Here is a 20,034-nt window from a genome sequence, read left to right on the forward strand (position 1 = left end):
ACGGACGGGAGGCCCGTGGCGACGCCGCCACGGGCCTCCAGTCCGTCTGTTGCTCGCGGAGCGCGCGCGTCAGTGCGCCCGTCGCACCGTCACCCGCCGCCGACCCCGCGAGGTCAGCCAGGCCCCGGCCGTCACCACGAGGGGCAGGCCGACCGCGAGCAGGGCCAGCACCGGCCAGTCCGGCACGAACGGCATGTGGTTCACCCCGACCGGACTCTCGGTGAACCGCAGGGTCAGGGCGCGGATCGGCAGGAGTCCGAGGAGCGTCCCGATCACCGAGCCGACCGTGGCCAGGATCGCCGCCTGCCAGGTCGACACCCCTCGGCGCAGGCGTGGTGCGGCACCGATGGCGTCGAGCACCTCGTCGTCCCGCCGGCCGTCGGACCGTGCGAGTCCGATCGCCACCGCCGTCGCACCGATGGTGACCGCCGCCGCCAGTGCGAGCACGATCGCCCGGATGATCGCCTCGTTGTCGACCGGACCGGCTTCGTAGGTGAACGACGGGCCGCTCCACCGTGCACGGTCGTCGCCGCCGAAGCTCTGCCACGCCGAGCTCAGCTCGTCCCACTGGGCCGGCTGGATGTCGTGGGGCAGCGTCGTGACGAGCATGCCGTCGACCACCGGCACGCCGTACCGTTCGGCGGTGGCCTTCGTCATGAAGACGCCGACCTGGATCCGCGGGGTCTGCACGTCGAGCACGGCGGGGATCGAGACGCTGGCCGCCGGTCGGCTCCGCTCGGTGACGGGCTCGCTGTCCCAGGTGCGGTCGTGGAAGGTGTCGATGCGGACCGCACCGTCGTGGGCGTACTCCGGCCAGAGCGACACCGCGCGACCGCCCTCGAGCGCGCTCCGGACGGCGGCGGACGGCCGGTGCCCGGTCAGCACGGCGTAGTCGTCGACGGTCCCCGTCCAGATGTGCGGGGTCGACGCGCTCGCCGTGTCCAGGTAGTACGAGCAGCTCGTCGTGTCGTTCGCGAGGCAGTCGTACGCGCTCCAGCGGTGCGGGATCGTGACGGTCGAGGGGGTGTCGCCCGGCTGCTCCTGCGCGACGCCGAGCACCCGGATGCGGTCCTGGTCGAAGACCCCGGACACGACCTTCGCCGCGTGCGCGGTCAGCGCTGCGTCGTGTCGACCGGTGCCCCCGCCGTCCTTCGTCTCGGTCTGCACCTCGGCCGTCGCGACCCCGACCGCGGTGGAGTACTCGTAGCCACGGACGTACTGGGCCTGGCTCGACGCACTCCACGTGATCACGACCGACGCCACGAACACGACGCTCATCACGCTGGCCAGCACCGGCACCGTGCGGACCGGGTTGCGACGAGCGTCGCGGGCGGCGAGCCGTGCGGACAGCCCCGCGCGGGCGGTGAGCCGGGTGACCAGGGCGAGCAGCCACGGTGAGCAGATGGCGATGCCGAGCTGCATCAGGCACGGCCCGATCGCGACGCCGGCACCGACGACGTAGGCCCACCGGTCCTGCTGCACCGGACGGTCGTTGAGCATGAGCACCCCGACACCGCATGCCAACGTCATCACGGCGCCGAGGACCACGAGCAGCGGCCCCCAGATGCGCCGACGACGGCGGGCCGGACGGCTGACGGGCACCGGACGGAGCGAGCCCCGCAGTGCCGCGAGCACGTTGATCCGGGTGGCCGACCGTGCGGCGACGAGCGCGGAGACGAGTCCCGCGAGCACCCCGGCTGCGGCGATCGACAGCAGCAGGAGCGGCGGCACGTGCAACCCGGGGAAGGACACCACGTTCCCGTTGTCGATCAGCCGGAACGCGAGCACGCCGATCCCGGTGCCGGCGGCGACCCCGAGGACCGCGCCGACGAGCCCGAGCACCAGGCCCGACCCGGCGACGATCGTGCGGACGAACCGCTTGTCGCCGCCGACGCTCGTGACGATGGCGTACGAGCGGGTGTCCGCACGGGTGCCGACCAGGAACGCGGCCCCGGCGAGCAGGGCGACCTCGAACATCGCGAAGACGCCGAGCAACCCCATCGCCCCGAGGTACCAGCCGAGTGTCGAGCTCATCTGCCCACCGGGGAGCCGGGCGTCCGGCGGGTCGAGCACGACCGGACGCGACTGCACGATGATGCCGTGCGCGTTGAGCTGCCGGATCTCCGACCACGTCGGGGCGTCCGACGGCAGGTACACGGTGACGTCGGTGAGCCCGACGTCGTCGGTGGTGTCGGTCGTCGAGAGCGTCGTGCCCCAGGGCAGGAACACCCCCTGCGACCCCGGGTCCGTCCCCAGGTCGGTCATGGTCCCGGTGATCGTGAAGCGCTTGGTGACCGGGTCGGTCAGGTCCACCGTGTCGCCGATCCGCGCCCCGAGGCGCTCGAGCGTGGCCGGCGTCACCATGAGGCCACTGCGCGTGGTCGGCGCGGAACCGTCGAGCACGTGCCAGTGGCCCTCGAGCGACGGGTCCCAGACACTGCCCTCCACGGCGGTCAGTCCGACGGGGCCGTGCGCACCCTGCACCACGACGGGCGTGCTGCCGACCGGGATCGACAGGGCGCCGTCGGGTACGTGGGCCAGGACGTTCGTGAACGGTGAGTCGTCGTCCGACTCCGTGACGGGGCTGTTCCGCTTCGAGTCGGTGAACTCCCACTGCACCGGGTCCTGCACCATGCCGGGCAGGTCCGGGCCGGAGACCCGCATCTGCGCCGATGCGTGGCCGAGGTCGTAGTCGAGCCGCTCGGCGGTAGTGGCCTGCGTCGACTGCACCACGACGGCGACGGCGGCGAACCCGGCGGTGGGGATCCCGATGAGCGCGATGATCAGTGCCGCGCGGCCCGCTTTCGCGAACGCCAGCCGACGCCCCAGACGGAGCGCCGGTCGGAGGGCGAACGGCGTCCGGCCGGTCCCGGCACGCCGACCCCCGCTCACGAGGCGGTCCGGTCCGACAGCGCCGCCTCGACGCCCGAGTACACGGTCTCGTCGACCACCCGACCGTCGCGCAGGAACACGATCCGGTCCGCCCAGGCCGCGTGCCGGGCATCGTGGGTCACCAGGAGGGCGCCGGCTCCGGCGTCGACGTGCCGACGGAGCATGCGGAGCACGACCTCGCCGGTCTGCGAGTCGAGGGCTCCGGTCGGCTCGTCGGCGAGCACGAGTCGACGCTCCCCGACCACGCCGCGGGCGATCGCGACGCGCTGCTGCTGGCCGCCGGACAGGTCGTCCGGGTAGGCATCGGCGCGGTGCGACAGCTCGACGTTGTCCAGCGCGAGCTCCGCGGCGCGGCGGGCCTGCGAGGCCTTCCACCCGTCGAGCTCGAGCGGCAGTGCCACGTTCTCGACCGCGGTCAGCGAGGGGATCAGGTTGAAGTCCTGGAACACGAACCCGATGAGTCGGCGGCGCAGCGCTGCGAGCTCCTTGGCGGGACGGTCGGACACGAAGGAGCCGTCGATCAGGACCTCACCGCTCGTCGGCGGCAGCAGGGTGCCGGCGCAGGCGAGCAGCGTCGACTTGCCCGACCCCGAGGTGCCCATCACGGCCACCATCTCGCCGCGCTCGACCCGCAGGTCGATGCCGGCCAGGGCGGTGACGGCCTTCGCGCCGGAGCCGTAGTGCACGCTCACGGCGTCGAGCTGCAGGAGCGGTGCGGCGGTCACCGTGCGCTCCGCGCAGCAGCGGCGTCAGCGTCAGCAGCACCGTCGGCACTGGCAGGCGTCGCCGGGTGCTCGTCCGGCCGGTACCGGGCGACACTCGACTCCACGTGGTCGAGCCACCGCACCTCGGCCTCGGCCTGGAACACCATCGACTCGAGCACGAGCGACCACGCCAGCTCCGCCGCCGGATCGGTCGTGCGCTTGAGCCGCGTCAGGTCCTGCAGGTTCCGGATCGCGGCACCGCGCTGCACCTGCACCAGGCGGGCGACGTCGACCCCGGGCACGGTCACCGCGAGGGCGAACTTGATCGCCAGCTCGTCGCGACCGCGCTTGGCCGGCACGGGCTCGCTGAACCAGCGCGCCACCTCTGCGCGACCCGCGTCGGTCGCCGTGTAGACGACGTGTCCGTCGCCGTCGGCGTCACCGCGGGCGACCAGGCCGTCGCGCTCCAGGCGGTCCAGGGTCGTGTAGACCTGGCCGATGTTCAGGGGCCAGCTGCCGCCGGTGCGGTGCTCGAACTCCCCCCGCAGCTGGTAGCCGTAACCGGGTCCCCCCACCAGCAGCGCGAGTACGCCCATCCGAACGCTCATGACACTTCCCCTGTCTCGGGCCACCGTGGCCATACTGAGTATGCACATACGCGGTATGCCTGCGCAAGCTCGGATCTGAACCGGGCGGAGAAACGGACGGGAGGCGCGGTGCCGGCTGGCACCGCGCCTCCCGTCCGCCCGGTCGTCGCGTTCGCGACCCGCGTTCGCGACCCGCGGTCGCGTCCCGGGGTCAGTGACCCAGCTTCGCCAGCTCCTCGAACTCGTCGTCGGTCAGCTCGACGGTCGCACCCGCGAGGTTGTCCTCCAGGTGCGCGACGCTCGACGTGCCGGGGATGGGCAGCATCACCGGGGAGCGCTTGAGCAGCCAGGCGAGCGCGAGCTGCGCCGGGGTCGCACCCTTGCGCTCCGCGATCTCGGTGAGCGGCGAGTCCTCGCCGGTCAGGCCACCCGTCGCCAGGGGGAACCACGGGATGAAGCCGATGCCCTGCTGCTCCGACCAGTCGAGCAGCTCCTCGGCGTCACGCTTCTGCAGGTTGTAGAGGTTCTGCACGGAGACGATCGTGGCGATCTCCTGCGCGGCCTTGACCTCGTCGACGGAGACCTCGGACAGGCCGATGTGGCGGATCTTGCCCTCGTCCTGCAGCTTCTTCAGCTCGCCGACCTGGTCCTCGAGCGGGACCTTCGGGTCGATGCGGTGCAGCTGGAACAGGTCGATGCGCTCGAGGCCCAGGCGGCGGAGGCTCATCTCGGCCTCCTGGCGCAGGTACTCCGGGCGGCCGACGGGCGGCCAGACGTTCGGGCCGGTGCGGGTGAGACCGGCCTTCGTGGCGATGACGACGTCGTCGCCGTAGGGGTGCAGGGCCTCCTTGAGGAGCTCCTCGGCGACGTAGGGGCCGTACGAGTCGGCGGTGTCGAAGAAGTTCACGCCGAGCTCGACGGCACGCTTGAGGACGCGGATCGCCTCGTCGTGGTCCTTCGGCGGTCCCCAGACGCCGGGGCCGGTGAGCTGCATGGTGCCGTAGCCGAGCCGGTTGACCTCGAGGTCGCCGCCGATGCGGAAGGTGCCGGAGGACGCAGCCGGACGGTTCGTGGTGTCAGTGCCTGTGGTCATGTCCCCGGTCTACGCCCGGTGCGTTGCCGGTCCCTGAGTCGGTGTCCCCCGACCGCTCTCCGCGTTCGCAGGGCTACGGACGAGTGGGCCGCGGGTACGGGGTCTCGCCGCGTTCGAGTCCGCCGACGAGCTTGGTGAGCCGGTTCGTCCGCACCGTGGCGTTCGGGGCGGTGGTGATGCGGTGCAGTACGGCGTACCGGTTCGTGGCGTCGAGCTCGGCGAACAGCGCGGCGGCTGCGGGGGCGGCATCGAGGGCGGCCTGCAGGTCCTCGGGCACCGTGGCCGTGGCCGATCCGGCGTAGGCGCGGTCCCACCGGCCGTCACCCTTCGCGCGCTCGATCTCGGCGTGCCCGCGCTCGCGCATCCGCCCGTCGGCGATGAGTGCGGCGACCAGGCCGAGGTTCCGCTGCGACCACAGCGAGGCCTTCCGGCGCGGGGTGAACCGCTGGCGGTACGTGGTGTCGTCACGCCCGCGCCGCTGCCCGTCGATCCAACCGGAGCAGAGCGCCTCGTCGAGGGCCGTGTCGTAGGTCAGCGTCGTCGGCTCGGTGACGCCCTTCTTGGCGAGGACGAGCCACACCCCGTCGGGTTCGTGCTCGTGGTCGTCGAGCCAGGCGCGCCACGCGGCGACGTCCGGCAGCACCAGGTCGACGATGTCCATGCGGTCATCGTAGGGCGCTGCCGACCGTGGGCCCGGTCGGGTTCCGCGCTGAGCGACAGTTCACGGGGTGCAGGACGCGTGCAGTGTCGCTGGGGCCGAAACCCGGACCGCGCGCACCGGCCCCGGCCGTCGTCAGACCCAGTGCGGCTGTGCGAGCACGCCTGCGGGGTCGGCCTGCTCGGCGATGCGGTGCAGACGCGCGGTGTTGTCGCCGAAGTACGCGGACGGGTCGGTGATCGATGCATCGCAGTAGTTCGCGTACGCGGCGTCGCCCCACGCCGGTCGCATCGCCTTCCGGAACCCCCGCACGTACGCATCGAACGGCGCGGGATCCGCCCCGTCCGCGAACACCGCCGTGTACTGCACGGTCATCAGCGCCGACCGCCAGGGGAAGGCCGAGTCCCCCGCGCCGACGTCCGCCACGGCGCCGCCGAGCGCGTCGAGCGCCACCCCACCCTCGAGGTTGCCCGTCACGTCACCCGCCGCGGCCGCCTGCCGGACGAGCACGTCGATCTGAGCGTCGCTGCGCTTCGCCGAGCCGATCGACGACGTCGCCGCCTCGGACACCCGCTGTGGTCTGCCGGCCAGGGCCGACATCGCTGCCCCGTACGCCAACTCGTCCGCCGTGTGGGCGAGTGGCTTCGCACCGGTCGACCGGACGAACCCGTCGACGGAGGCGTCCGCCCCGGTCTTCGACCCCGTCCACACACCGGTCACGGTGACGGTCGGCGCGGTGTGCCGACTGCCGTTCAGCAGCCTCAGGGACGACCACAGCTCCCGGTCGGCGGTCGGCGCCCAGTCCTGCCAGGCACGCACCACGGCAGCGGCGGCCGACCACGCGAACGTGATCGTGAAGAGCAGGACGGGAGGCGCGGCGTGCGTCCGGAACGTCAGTGCGGTCACGACGCCGACGGTTCCACCGCCCCCACCGCGGCAGGCCCAGAAGAGGTCGGGTTCGCGGGACGTCGACACCCGGTGCACGGCCCCGTCCGGGGTGACGAGGGTGGCCGCCGTGAGCTGGTCGCAGGTCAGACCGAAGGACCGGACGAGGACGCCGACTCCACCACCCAGGGTCAGTCCGCCGATGCCGACCGTCGGGCACGAACCGGCGCCGATCGCCCGTCCGGCCTTCGCGAGCTCGGCGTACACGTCGCCGAGCCGGGCACCCGGGCCGATCGTGACGGTCCCGTCGTCGTGCAGGTCGATGCCGTCCAGGTCCTGCGTGCTGATGACCAGCGATCGCGGCACGTCGGTGCCGGGCGCCCCGCCGGCCGACCACCCCGTGTACGAGTGCCCGCCGGCCCGGAGCGCCACCGGCTTCGAGGTGGTCCGGGCGAAGGCGAGGCCGGCCTGCACGTCCGCGGTGTCCGCCGCCCGCAGGATCCCTCGCGGGTCGGCGTCGTCGAAGCGCGGGTTCTCGAGCACACGGGCGTCGTCCCACCCCGCCGCACCGGACCGGACCGGAGCACGGTGCCGGACACCGCGGCGGTCAGCGCATCCCACGAGTCCGGGCCGCGGTCCGGGGAGTCACTCGGTGCAGGGTCAGGGGTCTGCGAGCGCGTCGCGGCGGCGCTCGGTGACCGGCTGGGCTCGGGTCCCGGCCTGCTGCAGGCGGCGAGGATGCCGGCGACACCGAGACCGACTCCGCCGGCGATGAGCGCGCGGCGTGAGGTGGAGGTCGTCCGGTGGGAGCCTGCTGGTTCGGTCACCGGACCTGTCTACGCCGCGCCGCTGCTGATCCGGGTCGCACTCGCCCAGTCGTGCACCCAGCCGGGCACGGTCAGGTCGCGGTCCGCGCCACCCGCCGCCTCGAGCAGGTCCGCGGTCGGCACCGTCCCGCCGGAACGCCGCAGGAACCGGGCCTGCACCACGGCGCGGGCCATCACGGCACCCTGTCGCACGAACGTCTGCTCCAGGTACACGGCACGGTCGTCGACCCCGAGCACGTGGGTCCGGAGCTCGAACCGCTGCCCGAGCGTCAGCGAACGCTTGTACGTGATCGTCTGCGCCGAGACGACGGGGTACCAGCCGTGCTCGGCCAGCGCGGCCCAGTAGCCGGAACGGAGCATCAGGTCGAGCCGACCGAGGTCGAGCATCGACAGGTACTTGCCGTTGTTGACGTGGCGCAGCGGGTCCAGGTCGGTCGGGACCACCCGGAACGGCGTCCGCACCTCGTCCCAGAGCGACGCCCGGCGGCGTCCACCGACCCGAGCGCGCAGACGGGTGCGCAGCTGCAGCAGGAGCAGTCGGAAGTACAGGTTCACGGGACGATCACACCAGTGTGCGGAGCGCTCGTGCGAGCACCTTGGAGGAACCTCACGAAGCCCGAGGGCGTTCGTCGGACCAGAACGGCTGGTCCCGACAACGAGTCGAGACGGTTCGTCAGCCCGGGAACATGCCGCCCACACCGCTGCCGCCGGGGTGCGCTGCCTTCGACACGCCTTCGGCCGTCGAGCGCGCGGCGTCGGCGTCGGCCACGGCACGTGATCCCGCCGTGGGGTCGGAGAAGTCCTCGAGGTCCGAGAGCGCCCGCCGCCGACGGCGGTTCTGCACCTCGAGCACGACGAGCAGGGCGCCGAGCACGACGACCACGGCGACGACGATCCAGATGACGACCACGACACTCCCCCGAGCCCGGGGCGCCTGCCCCGTCCCTCGCAGCGTAGTGGTGCGGAGGCGGGTACCGACAGTGCCTCCCGCCGCCCCGGGGACCGGGAGTAGACCTGCAGCATGCAGACACGCAAGCTCGCAGACCTCGAGGTCGGACCGATCGGCCTCGGAACCATGGGCATGAGCGCCTTCTACACGGGCGCCGGCACCGACGACGACGAGTCGATCCGCACCATCCACCGCGCGATCGACCTCGGCGTCACCCTGTTCGACACCGCCGAGGCGTACGGCCCCTACACGAACGAGGAACTCCTGCGCCGTGCGCTTGAGGGCCGTCGCGACGACGTCGTCATCGCGACGAAGTTCGGCCTGTACCACCACGAGGCCGGTGAGGAGACGCCGACGCAGCAGCGCGGGATCTCCAGCAAGCCCGAGTCCGTGCGCGAGGCCCTCGAAGGCTCCCTCCGTCGCCTCGGCACCGACCACATCGACCTCTACTACCAGCACCGCGTCGACCCGGCCGTCCCGATCGAGGACGTCATCGGCCAGCTCGCCGGCTTCGTGCAGGAGGGCAAGATCCGGCACATCGGCCTCTCCGAGGCGAGCGCCGCGACGATCCGGAAGGCCCACGCCGTCCACCCGATCACCGCGCTGCAGAGCGAGTACTCGCTGTGGACGCGGGACCCCGAGGGCGACGTGCTCGACACCCTGCGCGAGCTCGGCATCGGCCTGGTGCCGTACTCGCCGCTCGGCCGCGGGTTCCTGACGGGTGCCATCACGAAGCCGTCCGACCTGGACTCCGACGACTTCCGCCTGGCGAACCCGCGCTTCCAGCAGGAGGCGTTCGAGCAGAACATGCGCATCGTCGACGCGGTCAAGGAGATCGCGACCGAGGCCGGGGCCACCCCGGCGCAGGTGTCGCTCGCCTGGCTGCTGGCCCAGGGCGACGACATCGTCCCGATCCCCGGCACGAAGCGGGTCTCCCGCCTCGAGGAGAACGTCGGCGCAGCCGACCTGATCCTCACGGCGGACCAGCTGTCGCGCCTGTCGGCGCTGCCGGTCCCGACCGGTGACCGCTACCCCGACATGTCGACCATCGGTCGGTGAATGCGACCACCTGACGACCTGGAGGCCCGTGGCGGATCCGTCACGGGCCTCCAGTCCGTCGTCAGTCGCGTTTGCGGGCGCGAGACGCCGGCGTCAGCGCGAGACGCCCCCGAATCCGGCGGCGTCTCGCTGACTCGGCGGTGTCTCCCGAGGACGCCGGCGTCTCAGACCTCGGCGGCGAAGGACGCGGCCCGGACCTGCAGGTCCTCGATGCGCCGGAGGCGCGCTGCCTCGACGTCGTAGCCCTCGTAGGCGGGCGGCGGCAGCTTCCGGACGTTCCGCGAGCACTGGAAGTCCTGACACACCAGGGTGCCGACGGTGTTGCCGTTCCGTCCGGCCGGCCCGGACCGTTTCGCGCTGTAGAACGCGACGTCGTTCGGTAGCTTGACGTCCTGGCACCACGAGCACTGGGCACGGGAGCGGGGCGAGGCCTCGGCCTGCCGGAACAGGATGCCGATCAGTTCGCCGTCCAGGGTCGGCACGACGGCGTAGGCACGCCGCCCGATCTTCGGGTCGCGCCAGCCGAGGTAGTCGAGCGCGTCCCAGTCGAGCGTCTCGAAGTCGCCGGGCAGCGTGAGGTCGGACACCTCTTTCCGTGAGGCGTTGACGAAGGACGTGCGGAGGGTCTTCTCCACGATGGGGAGCATGGGTGTTCGCTTTCGTGCGGGCCCGGGGCGTGCGGACGCACACCGCACCGGGCGGAGGAGGTCAGGGTTCGACGAGGGCGGCCGCACCCGAGGGCACGACCGAGGGCCTCACGCCCTGATGCCGGCGAAACGGGCGCCGACACCTCCTGGAAGCTCACCCCCACAGCCTACGACCGGGTGTCAAGCCCGGCCCGGCTCGGCCGGGACGGTTCGGTTCGGCGTCGCCGTGACCAGGACGACCGAGCCCTCGTAGGTCGGGCGGATCCGCAACGACCCGTGCCGCCGGTCCCACTCCCCCGACTCCAGCGCGGTCCGGAGCGCCGCCACGGACCGCCGGACGGTGAACTCGTCGACCAGGCCCCACGCCGGGTCCGCCTGGCGCACGCCGCGGTCGAGCAGTCGCTCGGGGCGGGCGTAGTACGCCTCGGCGAACCCGTCGACGCACGTGAACGGGATCGGCAACGCGGTGCTCGTCACGGTGTCGTCCCGCAGTGCGTCGGCCATCCGCGGCAGTGCTGGATGGCGACGGGCCTCGGCCACCAGCACCTCGGGCGCATACTCGGCGAGCCAGGAGCGCTCGATGCGGTCGGGGTCGAACGTCAGGACCACGATCGTGCCCCGGGTCACCCGACGCACCTCGGCGAGCCAGCGCTCGAGGTCGTCCCACTCGTGCAGCGAGAAGGTCGTCATCGCGGCGTCGAAGGTGTCGTCGGCGAAGGGCAGGTCCGCGGCGGGCTCCGCGGTGGTCACGTCGCGGTCGGTCGGCGCGTACGAACCGGCACCGGCACCGGCACCGATGTCGAGCACGGTCCGGGCGTCTCCGAGGGCCTTCGCGACCGCGCGGGCGAACGCGGGTTCGGGCCGGCGGTGCTGCCGGTGGTCCGCGTCCCCTGCTGAGCCGTCCGTCGTCCTCGTCACGTCCCCACCCTACGAACCCGCGGGCGCCGGGTCAGTCGACCGACTCGGACTCGGATTCCGACTCGCGCAGGGCCGCGTACTGCTCGGCCCGCTCCGTCGCGGCCCAGCTGCCGAGCAGCGCGAGCGACCGTTCGGACTCGCTGCCCGGTTCGGCCGAGTACGAGAACAGCGTCAGGCCGGGGTCGGCGACCAGGTCGAGCGCCTCGTAGGACAGCCGCAGCTCCCCCACGATCGGGTGGTCGATGCGCTTCTTGCCGGTGCGCTGCATCCGGACGTCGTGGGCGGCCCACCAGCCGCGGAACTCCTCGCTCCGGGTGGAGAGCTCGCCGACGAGCGTGATGAGCCCCGGCTCGCAGGGGTTCGACACCGCGGCGGTCCGGAGCACGGCCACGGCGTCCTTCGCGGTCTGCGCCCAGTCCGGGAAGAAGTCGCGGGCGGCCGGGTCGAGGAACGTGAAGCGTGCGGTGTTCACCGGGCGTCCGGGGCCGGCGAAGAGCGGTGCGTAGAGCGCACGGCCGAGCTCGTTCGTCGCGACGACGTCCCCGCGCTCGTTCCGCACCCAGGCCGGTGCGCCGGTGATGGCGTCGAGCAGCCGCTGCACGCCGGGGCGCACGCGGGTCGGCACGTTCCGGTGCATGACCTTCGCGCCGGAGTTCGCCAGGCGCGTGAGGTCCCACAGGTGCGCACGCTCGTCCTCGTCGAGCTGCAGGGCGCTCGCCAGGCCCTCGAGCACGCTGTCCGAGACGCCCTTGAGCGAACCGCGCTCGAGTCGCGTGTAGTAGTCGACGCTGACGCCGGCGAGCATGGCGACCTCGTGCCGACGCAGCCCGGGGACCCGTCGGACCCCGCCGCCGAACGACGGCATGCCGACCTGCTCGGGGGTGAGCCGCGCCCGCCTGGAGGACAGGAAGTCGCGGATCTCGTTGCGCACGTCGATACCCATGCGACGAGCGTACGTGCCCGGGCCGTGCGTCCGGCAGGCACGGGCGGTACCCGTCAGTCGGTCAGGGAGCGGCGTCGGCTCCGATGCGCACCCGTGCGACGCGGTGGCCGTCCATGGCGGTCACCTCGAGGCGGTGGCCGCCGGCCGTGACGACGTCACCGACCTCGGGCACGCGGTCCAGCTGCACCTGCACGAGCCCACCCACGGTCTCGTAGTCGCCGTCCGGCAGGACGGGGCCGCCGTCCGCCGCCAGGTCCTCGAGCACGGTTGCTCCGTCGACGCCGTCGTGCGCCAGCACGGACTCGTCGTACTCGGTGGAGTCCCACTCGTCGCGGATGCGGCCGACGAGGTCCTCGAGCAGCGCCTCGAGCGTGACCATTCCGGCGCTGCCGCCGTACTCGTCGACGACCAGGGCGATCTGGTGGCCGTCGGTGCGCATGTCCGCGATCGCACTCGACAGCGACTTCGTCTCGGGCAGGGCGAGCACCGGCCGGACGAGCGTGGCGACCGGGGCCGCGGGGTCGACCGGACGCAGCAGGTCACGGAGGTGCACGAAGCCCTGGACCTCGTCGCGCCCGCCGGAGGTCACGAGGTACCGGGTGTGCCCGGCTGCGATGGCCTGGTCGGTGGCCTCGGCGACGGAGAGGCCGGCGTCCAGCGTCGACACGTCGTACCAGGGGCGCATCGACTCGCGCAGGATGCGGTCACCGGCGTCCAGCGCGCTGCGGGCGATCCGGCGTCCCTGCTCGTCGACGCCGGTGTGCTCGTCGACCAGGCCGCGGAGCTCCTCGGTGCTCATCGACTCGCTGCGGGCGTTGGGGTCCCCGCCGAGCAGTCGCACGACGGTGTCGGTGGACTTCGAGAGCAGCCAGATCACCGGCCGCATCAGCACCGCGAAGCGCTCCAGGGTCGGGGCGACGGCCATCGAGAAGCCCTCGGCACGCTGCAGGGCGAGGCGCTTCGGCACGAGCTCGCCGAACACGAGCGACAGGTACGCGATGACGAGGGTCATCAGCACCAGCGCGACGGCTTCGGCCGTGCCCTGCTCGAGGCCGAGCCCCTGGAACAGCGGCGCGACGTCAGGTGCGATCGAGGACGCACCGTACGCGGCGGAGAAGAACCCGGCGACGGTCACGCCGATCTGCACGGCGGACAGGAACCGGTTCGGGTCACGGCCGAGCTCGGCGACGCGCATCCCGCGGGGGCCGCGGCGTTCGAGCTGCTGCAGCTGGGATTCGCGGAGGGAGACGAGTGCGATCTCGGCGGCCGCGAAGACCCCGCCGACGAGCACGAAGAGGATGACGAGCCCGAAGGCGATCCAGGTGTCGGCGCCCATCAGCGGGCAGCCGCCTCGGATCGACGACGGGCGGGCGGTCTGTGGGGATCGTCCATGCCTGTGAGTCTGCACAGGCAGACTGGGACATCACCGTACTGTCGCTCGACAGCGGCTGTGGGTTCTGTGTCGATCCGGGACGGGGCCCTGCAGGAGTCGATCGCTACAGGGTGAGCGAGCGACCGATGCGGGCTTCGAGCCACGCCTCCGGGTCGATCGGCGTGACGCCGTCCATGAGGACCTCGAGGTGCAGGTGCGCACCGGTCGAGACGCCGGAGGACCCGACGAGCCCGATGAACTGCCCGGCAGCGACGGTGTCGCCGACCTTGAGCGGCGAGGAGCCGGGGATCATGTGGCCGTACAGCGTGGAGACCTGACGGCCGTCGACCACGTGGTCGATGATGACCGCGTTGCCGTACGAGAAGTAGGTGCCCGAGACCCGGACCTTGCCCGCGGCGACGGCGCCGATCGGCGTGCCCATGCCCGGGGTGAAGTCGAGGCCCTGGTGCAGCGACGAGCACGCGCCGCACGGTGCGGAGCGGTACCCGAAGCCGGAGCTCATCTGCACGGGGCCGGGGAACGGCGAGCGGACGGCGCCGCCGAACGACACGGCGCCTCCGGCGGTCGCCGCGGTGCCGGCGGAACCAGCCGTCGTCGTGGTGACGGTCGAGCCACCGCCGACGGTGAACCCGTCACGGTCGAACCCGGCGGACGTGACCGCCTGGGTCACGGCGTAGTCCTGGGTGCGCACGATGGGCGCGATGGTCGAGGTGGCCATCGAGGTGCCGGCGCTCGCGTGGGCGGGCATCGCCGACGCGGCGAACATCGCGATCGCGGCGGCGGCGCTGGTCAGGGTGATGCGTCCGGCACGGGCCGACCGGGAGGCCCGGGGTGCGCTGGCGACACGGGTCGCCTTGGGTGCGGGGCGACGGACGACGCGCTGGATGCGGTCGTCGACGTGCTCGGTGGTGGCGCGCGCGGCTGCGGAGCGGCGGCCGGCCGGCTCGGTGGCCGAGGACGCGAGGACGACGGCCTTCACCGGCTTGGCGACCTTCGCGGCCTTCGGCGCCTTGGCCGGCTTCGCGGCCTTCGCCGGCTTGGCGACCTTCGCTGCCTTGGCCGGCTTCTCGGGCTTGGTGACCTTCGCGACCGGGGCCGTCTTGCTGCGACGCTGCGGTCCGCGTGCTGCTGCGCGCTCGGCCTCGAGGGCGGCGCGACGGGACAGGTGCACCACCGGGGTCTCCGGGTGCTGGTCGGGTTCGGGTGCAGTCGTCATGGCCGCCCACCATTCTGCACGACTCTGTCGCTTTGTACAGGCCCTTCCGTGATCTTTTCGTTACCGAGTGCGCTGGGAGGCGCCTGATCGCCACGGGCCGAAGCGTCCCCCGGGCCCTCAGCATCGGTACGGTCAGGGGAAAGCGACGGAAGGACCCGCACCATGGCCCGATCGCCGCGTGAGCGGTACGGAACGGTCGACCTGGCGTCGGCCGACGTCGTGCTGGCCGGTACCCAGGAACTCCTTCCCGTGCTCCGGGCCGCGGCCGTGCGCGCCGGGATCGACGCCGCGCGGATGCGGGTCATCGGGGTCGACGACCTGCCGGACCCCGGCGAGACCTGGGACGCGGCGCTGGCCGTCATCGCCATCCGCCGCCCCGGTGACGACCCCGCGTTCCACCGGGCGCAGGCGGCTGCCGAGCTCATCGCGCCGATGCTCGCGCCGCACGCCGTCCGCATCGTCGTCACGGTGTCCGGGGTGACCCGCCTCGCGCCGAAGCTCGAGCGCACCCTGACGTCCGAGGTCCTGCACCAGATCGATGCCGCATCGGCGTCGTCCGGGTTCCGTCGGCCCTTCCGGCCCCTGCGCATGCGGCTCGGGCTCGCCGGGCTCCGTGCCGCCGGCGTCCGCGTGTTCCGCGTCTCGATCGGCGACTGAGGCTCAGGCTCCGTCGGTTCCGGAGTCGTCCGGGGGCTGCCGTGTGGTGGTCATGCGCGCTCTCCCTCGCTCTGGTGTTGCGGAAGACCAGCCCCGCGCCGTTCCTATGTGTCGACAGTGCGCCTCCAGGGTGTCGGCCGAGCATCTGCCGCGCGCAGGCAGGGGCCATGTATCTTGATGTCGAGACATCCTGCGCCACGAGTACCGTGGACGTACCGACGGTCGAACAAGGGAGTACCCGCCAGCATGGCCAAGATCATCTACACCCTCACGGACGAGGCGCCGTTCCTCGCCACCCACTCCTTCCTCCCGGTCATCCAGGCCTTCGCCGGCACCGCGGGTGTCGACGTCGAGACCCGCGACATCTCGCTCGCAGGCCGGATCATCGCCCAGTTCCCGGAGCGGCTCACCGACGAGCAGCGCCTGGACGACGCCCTCGCCGAGCTCGGCGACCTGGCGAAGACCCCCGAGGCGAACATCATCAAGCTGCCGAACATCTCGGCGTCGATCCCACAGCTCAAGGTCGCGATCAAGGAACTGCAGGCGCAGGGCTACGACCTTCCCGACTACCCGGACGAGGCCACGACCGACGAGCAGCGCGACGTCCGCGCCCGGTACGGCCGCGTCCAGGGCAGCGCCGTGAACCCGGTGCTGCGCGAGGGCAACTCCGACCGCCGCGCACCCCTGTCCGTCAAGAACTACGCCCGCAAGCACCCGCACCGCATGGGCGCCTGGTCGCGTGACTCGAAGACGAACGTCAGCACCATGGGCGTCGACGACTTCCGGTCGAACGAGAAGTCCTGGATCGCCCCCGCCGACGACGTCCTGACGATCACCTTCGTGGCCGAGGACGGCAGCGAGCAGGTCCTCAAGCAGTCGATCCCCGTGCTGCAGGGCGAGGTCGTCGACGGCACCGTGCTGCACGTGGCCGCACTCGAGACGTTCCTGCGGGAGCAGATCGAGCGCGCCGCGGCCGAGGACGTCCTGTTCTCCGTGCACCTCAAGGCCACGATGATGAAGATCTCCGACCCGATCATCTTCGGGCACGTCATCAAGGCGTTCTTCCCGTCGGTGTTCGAGCGCTACGGCGCCGACCTCGCCGCCGCGGGCCTGACCCCGAACGACGGCCTCGGCTCGATCCTCGCCGGCCTCGGTGCGCTGCCGAACGGCGCCGAGATCGAGCGTGCCTTCAAGCAGGGCATCGCCGACGGCCCCGAGCTCGCCATGGTCGACTCGGACAAGGGCATCACGAACCTGCACGTGCCGAGCGACGTCATCGTCGACGCCTCGATGCCCGCGATGATCCGCACCTCGGGGCACATGTGGGGCCCGGACGGCGACGAGCACGACACCCTCGCCGTCATCCCCGACTCGAGCTACGCCGGCATCTACCAGGCCGTGATCGACGACTGCCGCGCCCACGGCGCCTTCGACCCGTCGACGATGGGCTCCGTGCCCAACGTCGGTCTGATGGCGCAGAAGGCCGAGGAGTACGGCTCGCACGACAAGACCTTCGAGCTCCCCGGCGCCGGTGTGGTCCGCGTCACGACCGCCTCGGGTGACGTCGTCATCGAGCACGACGTCGAGCCCGGAGACATCTGGCGCGCCTGCCAGACCAAGGACGTCGCCATCCGCGACTGGGTGAAGCTCGCCGTCACCCGCGCCCGTGCCTCCGCGACGCCCGCCGTGTTCTGGCTCGACGAGACCCGTGCCCACGACGCGAACCTCATCGGGCTCGTCCGCCGGTACCTCGGCGAGCACGACACCGAGGGCCTGCAGATCGAGATCCTCGCGCCCGAGGACGCCATGCGCTTCTCGCTCGAGCGGATCCGCCGCGGCGAGGACACCATCTCGGTCACCGGCAACGTCCTGCGCGACTACCTGACGGATCTGTTCCCGATCATGGAGCTCGGCACCTCGGCGAAGATGCTCTCCGTCGTCCCGCTGCTGGGCGGTGGCGGCCTGTTCGAGACCGGTGCCGGTGGTTCCGCGCCGAAGCACGTGCAGCAGCTCGTGCAGCAGAACTACCTGCGCTGGGACAGCCTGGGCGAGTTCCTCGCACTGGCGGTCAGCCTCGAGCACCTCGCCGGTGTGACGGGCAACGAGCGGGCGAAGATCCTGGGCGAGACCCTCGATCGTGCCACCGGGACGTTCCTCGAGCAGGACAAGTCCCCGGGCCGGAAGCTCGGCTCCATCGACAACCGCGGCAGCCACTTCTACCTGGCGAAGTACTGGGCCGAAGAGCTCGCGGCGCAGACCCAGGACACCGAGCTCGCGGCGTCGTTCGCGGACCTCGCGGCGAAGCTCGGTGATCAGGAGCACACGATCGTCGACGAGCTCGTCTCGGTGCAGGGCCACCCGGCCGACATCGGCGGCTACTACCGCCCGGACGACGCCAAGACGAGCGCGGTCATGCGCCCGTCCGCCACGTTGAACGCGGCGCTGGCAGCGCTCTAGCAGCGACCTGCTCACGGACGGGAGGCCCGGTGCCAGCTGGCGCCGGGCCTCCCGTCCGTCTGTGGTCGCGTCCGCACCACGAAACCCGACGGTTCGTGCTCACGAAGTGACACGGGGGACGCGCGGGGCGTCAGCCGCGGGACGGCACGGGCGGGCCGGCGGCCAGCAGCCCGGTGAAGACCAGGGCGACGGCCACGACCCCGATGCCCGCGGCCACGGCGGGCCGGCGCACCACGAAGAACAGCAGACGGTCCCAGAAGCCCGAGTGGGCGTCCGGCGAGCGGCGCCAGGAGCCCTCGAGCATGCTGCGGCGGGCGACCGCGACCTCGAACGGCACGGTGGCGTACGGCACGACGGCACTGGCCCAGCCGAGCACGAGCGCCCCGAACGACCACCGCTGGTTCACCGCGACGACCGTCGTGACCACCAGGTACGCCAGGAACACGAAGCCGTGCACCCCACCGCCGATGCGCACGCCCCAGTCGCCGGCGTCGACGCCGTACTTGAGCACCATCCCGAGGATGAGCAGGGTCCAGGTCACGAGTTCGGCGACCGCGGCGGCGCGGAACAGGGAGCGCGGAGTCATGGCCTCCATGGTGGCGGACCCGGTTGACAGACAGCAGGACGCCCCGGGCCGATCGACCCGGGGCGTCCTCGACGTCGGGTCAGTGCCGCACGACCACCGTCTGGCCCAGGCGGTTCACGCCGGCGCGCGCGTCCCACGTGCCGGTGTTCGCGGTCTGGATCGCGAAGGCCGGGTTCGACGCCACCGAGCGTTCGGGTGCCGGCAGGGCGAGGGCGACGTCCCAGCGTCCCTTCGGCAGGTGTGCGAGCGACGCCCGGACGGTCACGGTCCGGCCCGGCTGCCACGACGACGCGTCGGCGCGCACCGGCACGGTGACCCGGCGGTGCCCGTCGGTCAGGACGAGCTGCACCGGGCGGCTGTTGTACGGCGCCGCCCAGCCGTCGTTCCGCACCGACACCGCGACCGACGGCGTGCGACCGGTGGTGACGGTGCTCGAGGTCATCGTGAAGCGGTAGCCGAGCTTCTTCGCGGCGTCGGTCATGCCGTCCGCGCCCCAGGTCGCCAGGACGTCCTTGTTGTAGTCGAGGTTGAGGTAGCTGTAGTGGTACTTCGCCATCTCGGCCGAGGCTGACGGGTACTCGGACCGCGGCGCGTTCACGGCGCAGGTCTCGCCACCGACGGGGACGTACCGCGACTCGGCGGCCAGGTAGTCCTGGTCGAGTGACAGCGGGTCGCTCAGGAACGTGCCGAAGTCGTCGGGCGAGGCGAGGAAGCAGTCGTTGTGGTGCCCGGTGCGCGACGCTGCCGACCCGTCGTGCGCCTGCTCCGGGGTGAGCGCCCCGGCCGTGCCGGACGGCATGCGGAGTGCGTCCTGCTTCATCTGCATCGTGCGGACCTGGACCGAGCGGCTGGACGGCAGGGCCGCGAGTTCGGCCTGCAGGACCTGCCGTCGGGCGTCCTTGTCGGCCTCGGTCAGCACGCCCGGGTTCGACGGGTCGCTGGCGAAGTGGTCGGTGTAGTAGCCCTCGCCCCAGAGCCCGATGAACCCCTGCTGCAGGGTCGGGATGACGTCGGCGTTCCGGCGGAGCGTCGGGGTGAGCTGCTGGATGTGCGCGAGCACGGTCGACAGGTCGGCGTCGCCGTAGGGCGCCGAGTACGGGTACGCACCGCCCTGCACGTACGCGAAGCGGGTGATCACGCCCACCCCTGCCGCACGTGCGGTGTCGTAGTCGCGCTGCACGAGCCGCAGCCAGGCCGGACTGAGCTGCCGCTGCTGCACGAACGCCTCCATGTAGAACACCCGGACGATCTGGGTGACCCCCTCGGCGCGGTAGCCGCGGAGCGTCGCGGCGTCGAGCGGTGTGTACCCGGTGCCGTCGGCACGGTAGTGCGTCTCGGTGGTGTGGTCGAACCCGCGCGAGGGGTTCGGGATGACCGCGTCGCTCGCCGTGTAGGTCACGGTCGAGGTGGTCGCGGTCCGTGTCGGGTGGTGGCCGGTGGGCGACGACGCCCACGCGGTGGTCGGTACGGCGAGTGCGAGTGCCGCCGCGAGTGCGACGGTGGTGATGGTGCGGTGCTGCATCGGACGAGCCCCTGTCCTCGGCGCGGACGGTGATCGGCGCC

At 72.2% G+C, this 20,034-nt stretch carries 18 protein-coding genes; 3 read left to right on the forward strand and 15 right to left on the reverse strand.

The annotated features are described in order from the left end of the window. Window positions 1-69 precede the first annotated feature (69 nt). From DEJ35_RS00150 to DEJ35_RS00185, 8 genes are all read right to left on the reverse strand, one after another. Window positions 70-2,892, reverse strand: a complete 2,823-nt coding sequence (locus DEJ35_RS00150) for an ABC transporter permease (protein WP_111191856.1) — start codon at window positions 2,890-2,892, stop codon at window positions 70-72. Next, window positions 2,889-3,617: an ABC transporter ATP-binding protein gene (locus tag DEJ35_RS00155; RefSeq protein WP_111124063.1), complete on the reverse strand. Its 729-nt coding sequence runs from the start codon at window positions 3,615-3,617 to the stop codon at window positions 2,889-2,891. Before DEJ35_RS00155 ends, DEJ35_RS00150 begins: the two co-directional genes overlap by 4 nt. Further along, the gene (locus tag DEJ35_RS00160) at window positions 3,614-4,204 is read right to left on the reverse strand and encodes a PadR family transcriptional regulator (RefSeq protein WP_258370040.1); all 591 of its coding nucleotides are present in this window, start codon (window positions 4,202-4,204) and stop codon (window positions 3,614-3,616) included. Before DEJ35_RS00160 ends, DEJ35_RS00155 begins: the two co-directional genes overlap by 4 nt. Before the next feature lie 190 nt (window positions 4,205-4,394). Continuing rightward, window positions 4,395-5,276, reverse strand: a complete 882-nt coding sequence (locus tag DEJ35_RS00165) for an aldo/keto reductase (protein WP_110859382.1) — start codon at window positions 5,274-5,276, stop codon at window positions 4,395-4,397. Window positions 5,277-5,349: 73 nt separating this feature from the next. Beyond that, on the reverse strand, window positions 5,350-5,937 hold the full coding sequence (locus DEJ35_RS00170; RefSeq protein ID WP_110859383.1) for a YdeI family protein: 588 nt from the start codon (window positions 5,935-5,937) through the stop codon (window positions 5,350-5,352). Between the two features lie 132 nt (window positions 5,938-6,069). Then, complete coding sequence (locus DEJ35_RS00175; protein ID WP_181435458.1) at window positions 6,070-7,362, reverse strand: FAD-binding oxidoreductase; 1,293 nt, start codon at window positions 7,360-7,362, stop codon at window positions 6,070-6,072. A gap of 293 nt (window positions 7,363-7,655) precedes the next feature. Beyond that, window positions 7,656-8,201, reverse strand: a complete 546-nt coding sequence (locus DEJ35_RS00180; RefSeq protein ID WP_110859385.1) for an acyl-CoA thioesterase — start codon at window positions 8,199-8,201, stop codon at window positions 7,656-7,658. Between the two features lie 118 nt (window positions 8,202-8,319). Further along, the gene (locus tag DEJ35_RS00185) at window positions 8,320-8,556 is read right to left on the reverse strand and encodes a hypothetical protein (protein WP_110859386.1); all 237 of its coding nucleotides are present in this window, start codon (window positions 8,554-8,556) and stop codon (window positions 8,320-8,322) included. A gap of 111 nt (window positions 8,557-8,667) precedes the next feature. Between DEJ35_RS00185 and DEJ35_RS00190 the strand changes: the two genes are divergently transcribed. Further along, window positions 8,668-9,654: an aldo/keto reductase gene (locus DEJ35_RS00190; protein WP_111191858.1), complete on the forward strand. Its 987-nt coding sequence runs from the start codon at window positions 8,668-8,670 to the stop codon at window positions 9,652-9,654. A 164-nt stretch (window positions 9,655-9,818) separates the two neighbouring features. Here the strand turns inward: DEJ35_RS00190 and DEJ35_RS00195 are convergent, their stop codons facing one another. The 5 genes from DEJ35_RS00195 to DEJ35_RS00215 form a co-directional block, all read right to left on the reverse strand. Continuing rightward, window positions 9,819-10,301, reverse strand: a complete 483-nt coding sequence (locus DEJ35_RS00195; RefSeq protein ID WP_111191859.1) for an FBP domain-containing protein — start codon at window positions 10,299-10,301, stop codon at window positions 9,819-9,821. Between the two features lie 180 nt (window positions 10,302-10,481). Continuing rightward, window positions 10,482-11,219 carry a methyltransferase domain-containing protein gene (locus DEJ35_RS00200; RefSeq protein WP_111191860.1) on the reverse strand — a complete coding sequence of 246 codons (738 nt, stop codon included), beginning with the start codon at window positions 11,217-11,219 and terminating at the stop codon, window positions 10,482-10,484. A 31-nt stretch (window positions 11,220-11,250) separates the two neighbouring features. Next, window positions 11,251-12,162: a helix-turn-helix transcriptional regulator gene (locus tag DEJ35_RS00205; protein WP_071406260.1), complete on the reverse strand. Its 912-nt coding sequence runs from the start codon at window positions 12,160-12,162 to the stop codon at window positions 11,251-11,253. Between the two features lie 61 nt (window positions 12,163-12,223). Continuing rightward, window positions 12,224-13,498: a hemolysin family protein gene (locus tag DEJ35_RS00210; protein ID WP_110859390.1), complete on the reverse strand. Its 1,275-nt coding sequence runs from the start codon at window positions 13,496-13,498 to the stop codon at window positions 12,224-12,226. A 160-nt stretch (window positions 13,499-13,658) separates the two neighbouring features. Then, window positions 13,659-14,771: a M23 family metallopeptidase gene (locus DEJ35_RS00215; protein WP_111191861.1), complete on the reverse strand. Its 1,113-nt coding sequence runs from the start codon at window positions 14,769-14,771 to the stop codon at window positions 13,659-13,661. Window positions 14,772-14,933: 162 nt separating this feature from the next. Between DEJ35_RS00215 and DEJ35_RS00220 the strand changes: the two genes are divergently transcribed. Both DEJ35_RS00220 and DEJ35_RS00225 read left to right on the forward strand, forming a co-directional pair. After that, window positions 14,934-15,428: a hypothetical protein gene (locus tag DEJ35_RS00220; protein WP_110859392.1), complete on the forward strand. Its 495-nt coding sequence runs from the start codon at window positions 14,934-14,936 to the stop codon at window positions 15,426-15,428. A gap of 246 nt (window positions 15,429-15,674) precedes the next feature. Further along, window positions 15,675-17,885 carry an NADP-dependent isocitrate dehydrogenase gene (locus DEJ35_RS00225; RefSeq protein ID WP_110859393.1) on the forward strand — a complete coding sequence of 737 codons (2,211 nt, stop codon included), beginning with the start codon at window positions 15,675-15,677 and terminating at the stop codon, window positions 17,883-17,885. Window positions 17,886-18,015: 130 nt separating this feature from the next. Here the strand turns inward: DEJ35_RS00225 and DEJ35_RS00230 are convergent, their stop codons facing one another. Further along, complete coding sequence (locus tag DEJ35_RS00230; protein ID WP_111191862.1) at window positions 18,016-18,471, reverse strand: DUF3817 domain-containing protein; 456 nt, start codon at window positions 18,469-18,471, stop codon at window positions 18,016-18,018. Window positions 18,472-18,550: 79 nt separating this feature from the next. Further along, complete coding sequence (locus tag DEJ35_RS00235) at window positions 18,551-19,993, reverse strand: DUF4832 domain-containing protein (RefSeq protein ID WP_111191863.1); 1,443 nt, start codon at window positions 19,991-19,993, stop codon at window positions 18,551-18,553. Window positions 19,994-20,034: the final 41 nt, after the last annotated feature.

This window comes from Curtobacterium sp. MCPF17_051, from assembly GCF_003234595.1.
In the GTDB taxonomy this organism is placed as follows: domain Bacteria; phylum Actinomycetota; class Actinomycetes; order Actinomycetales; family Microbacteriaceae; genus Curtobacterium; species Curtobacterium flaccumfaciens.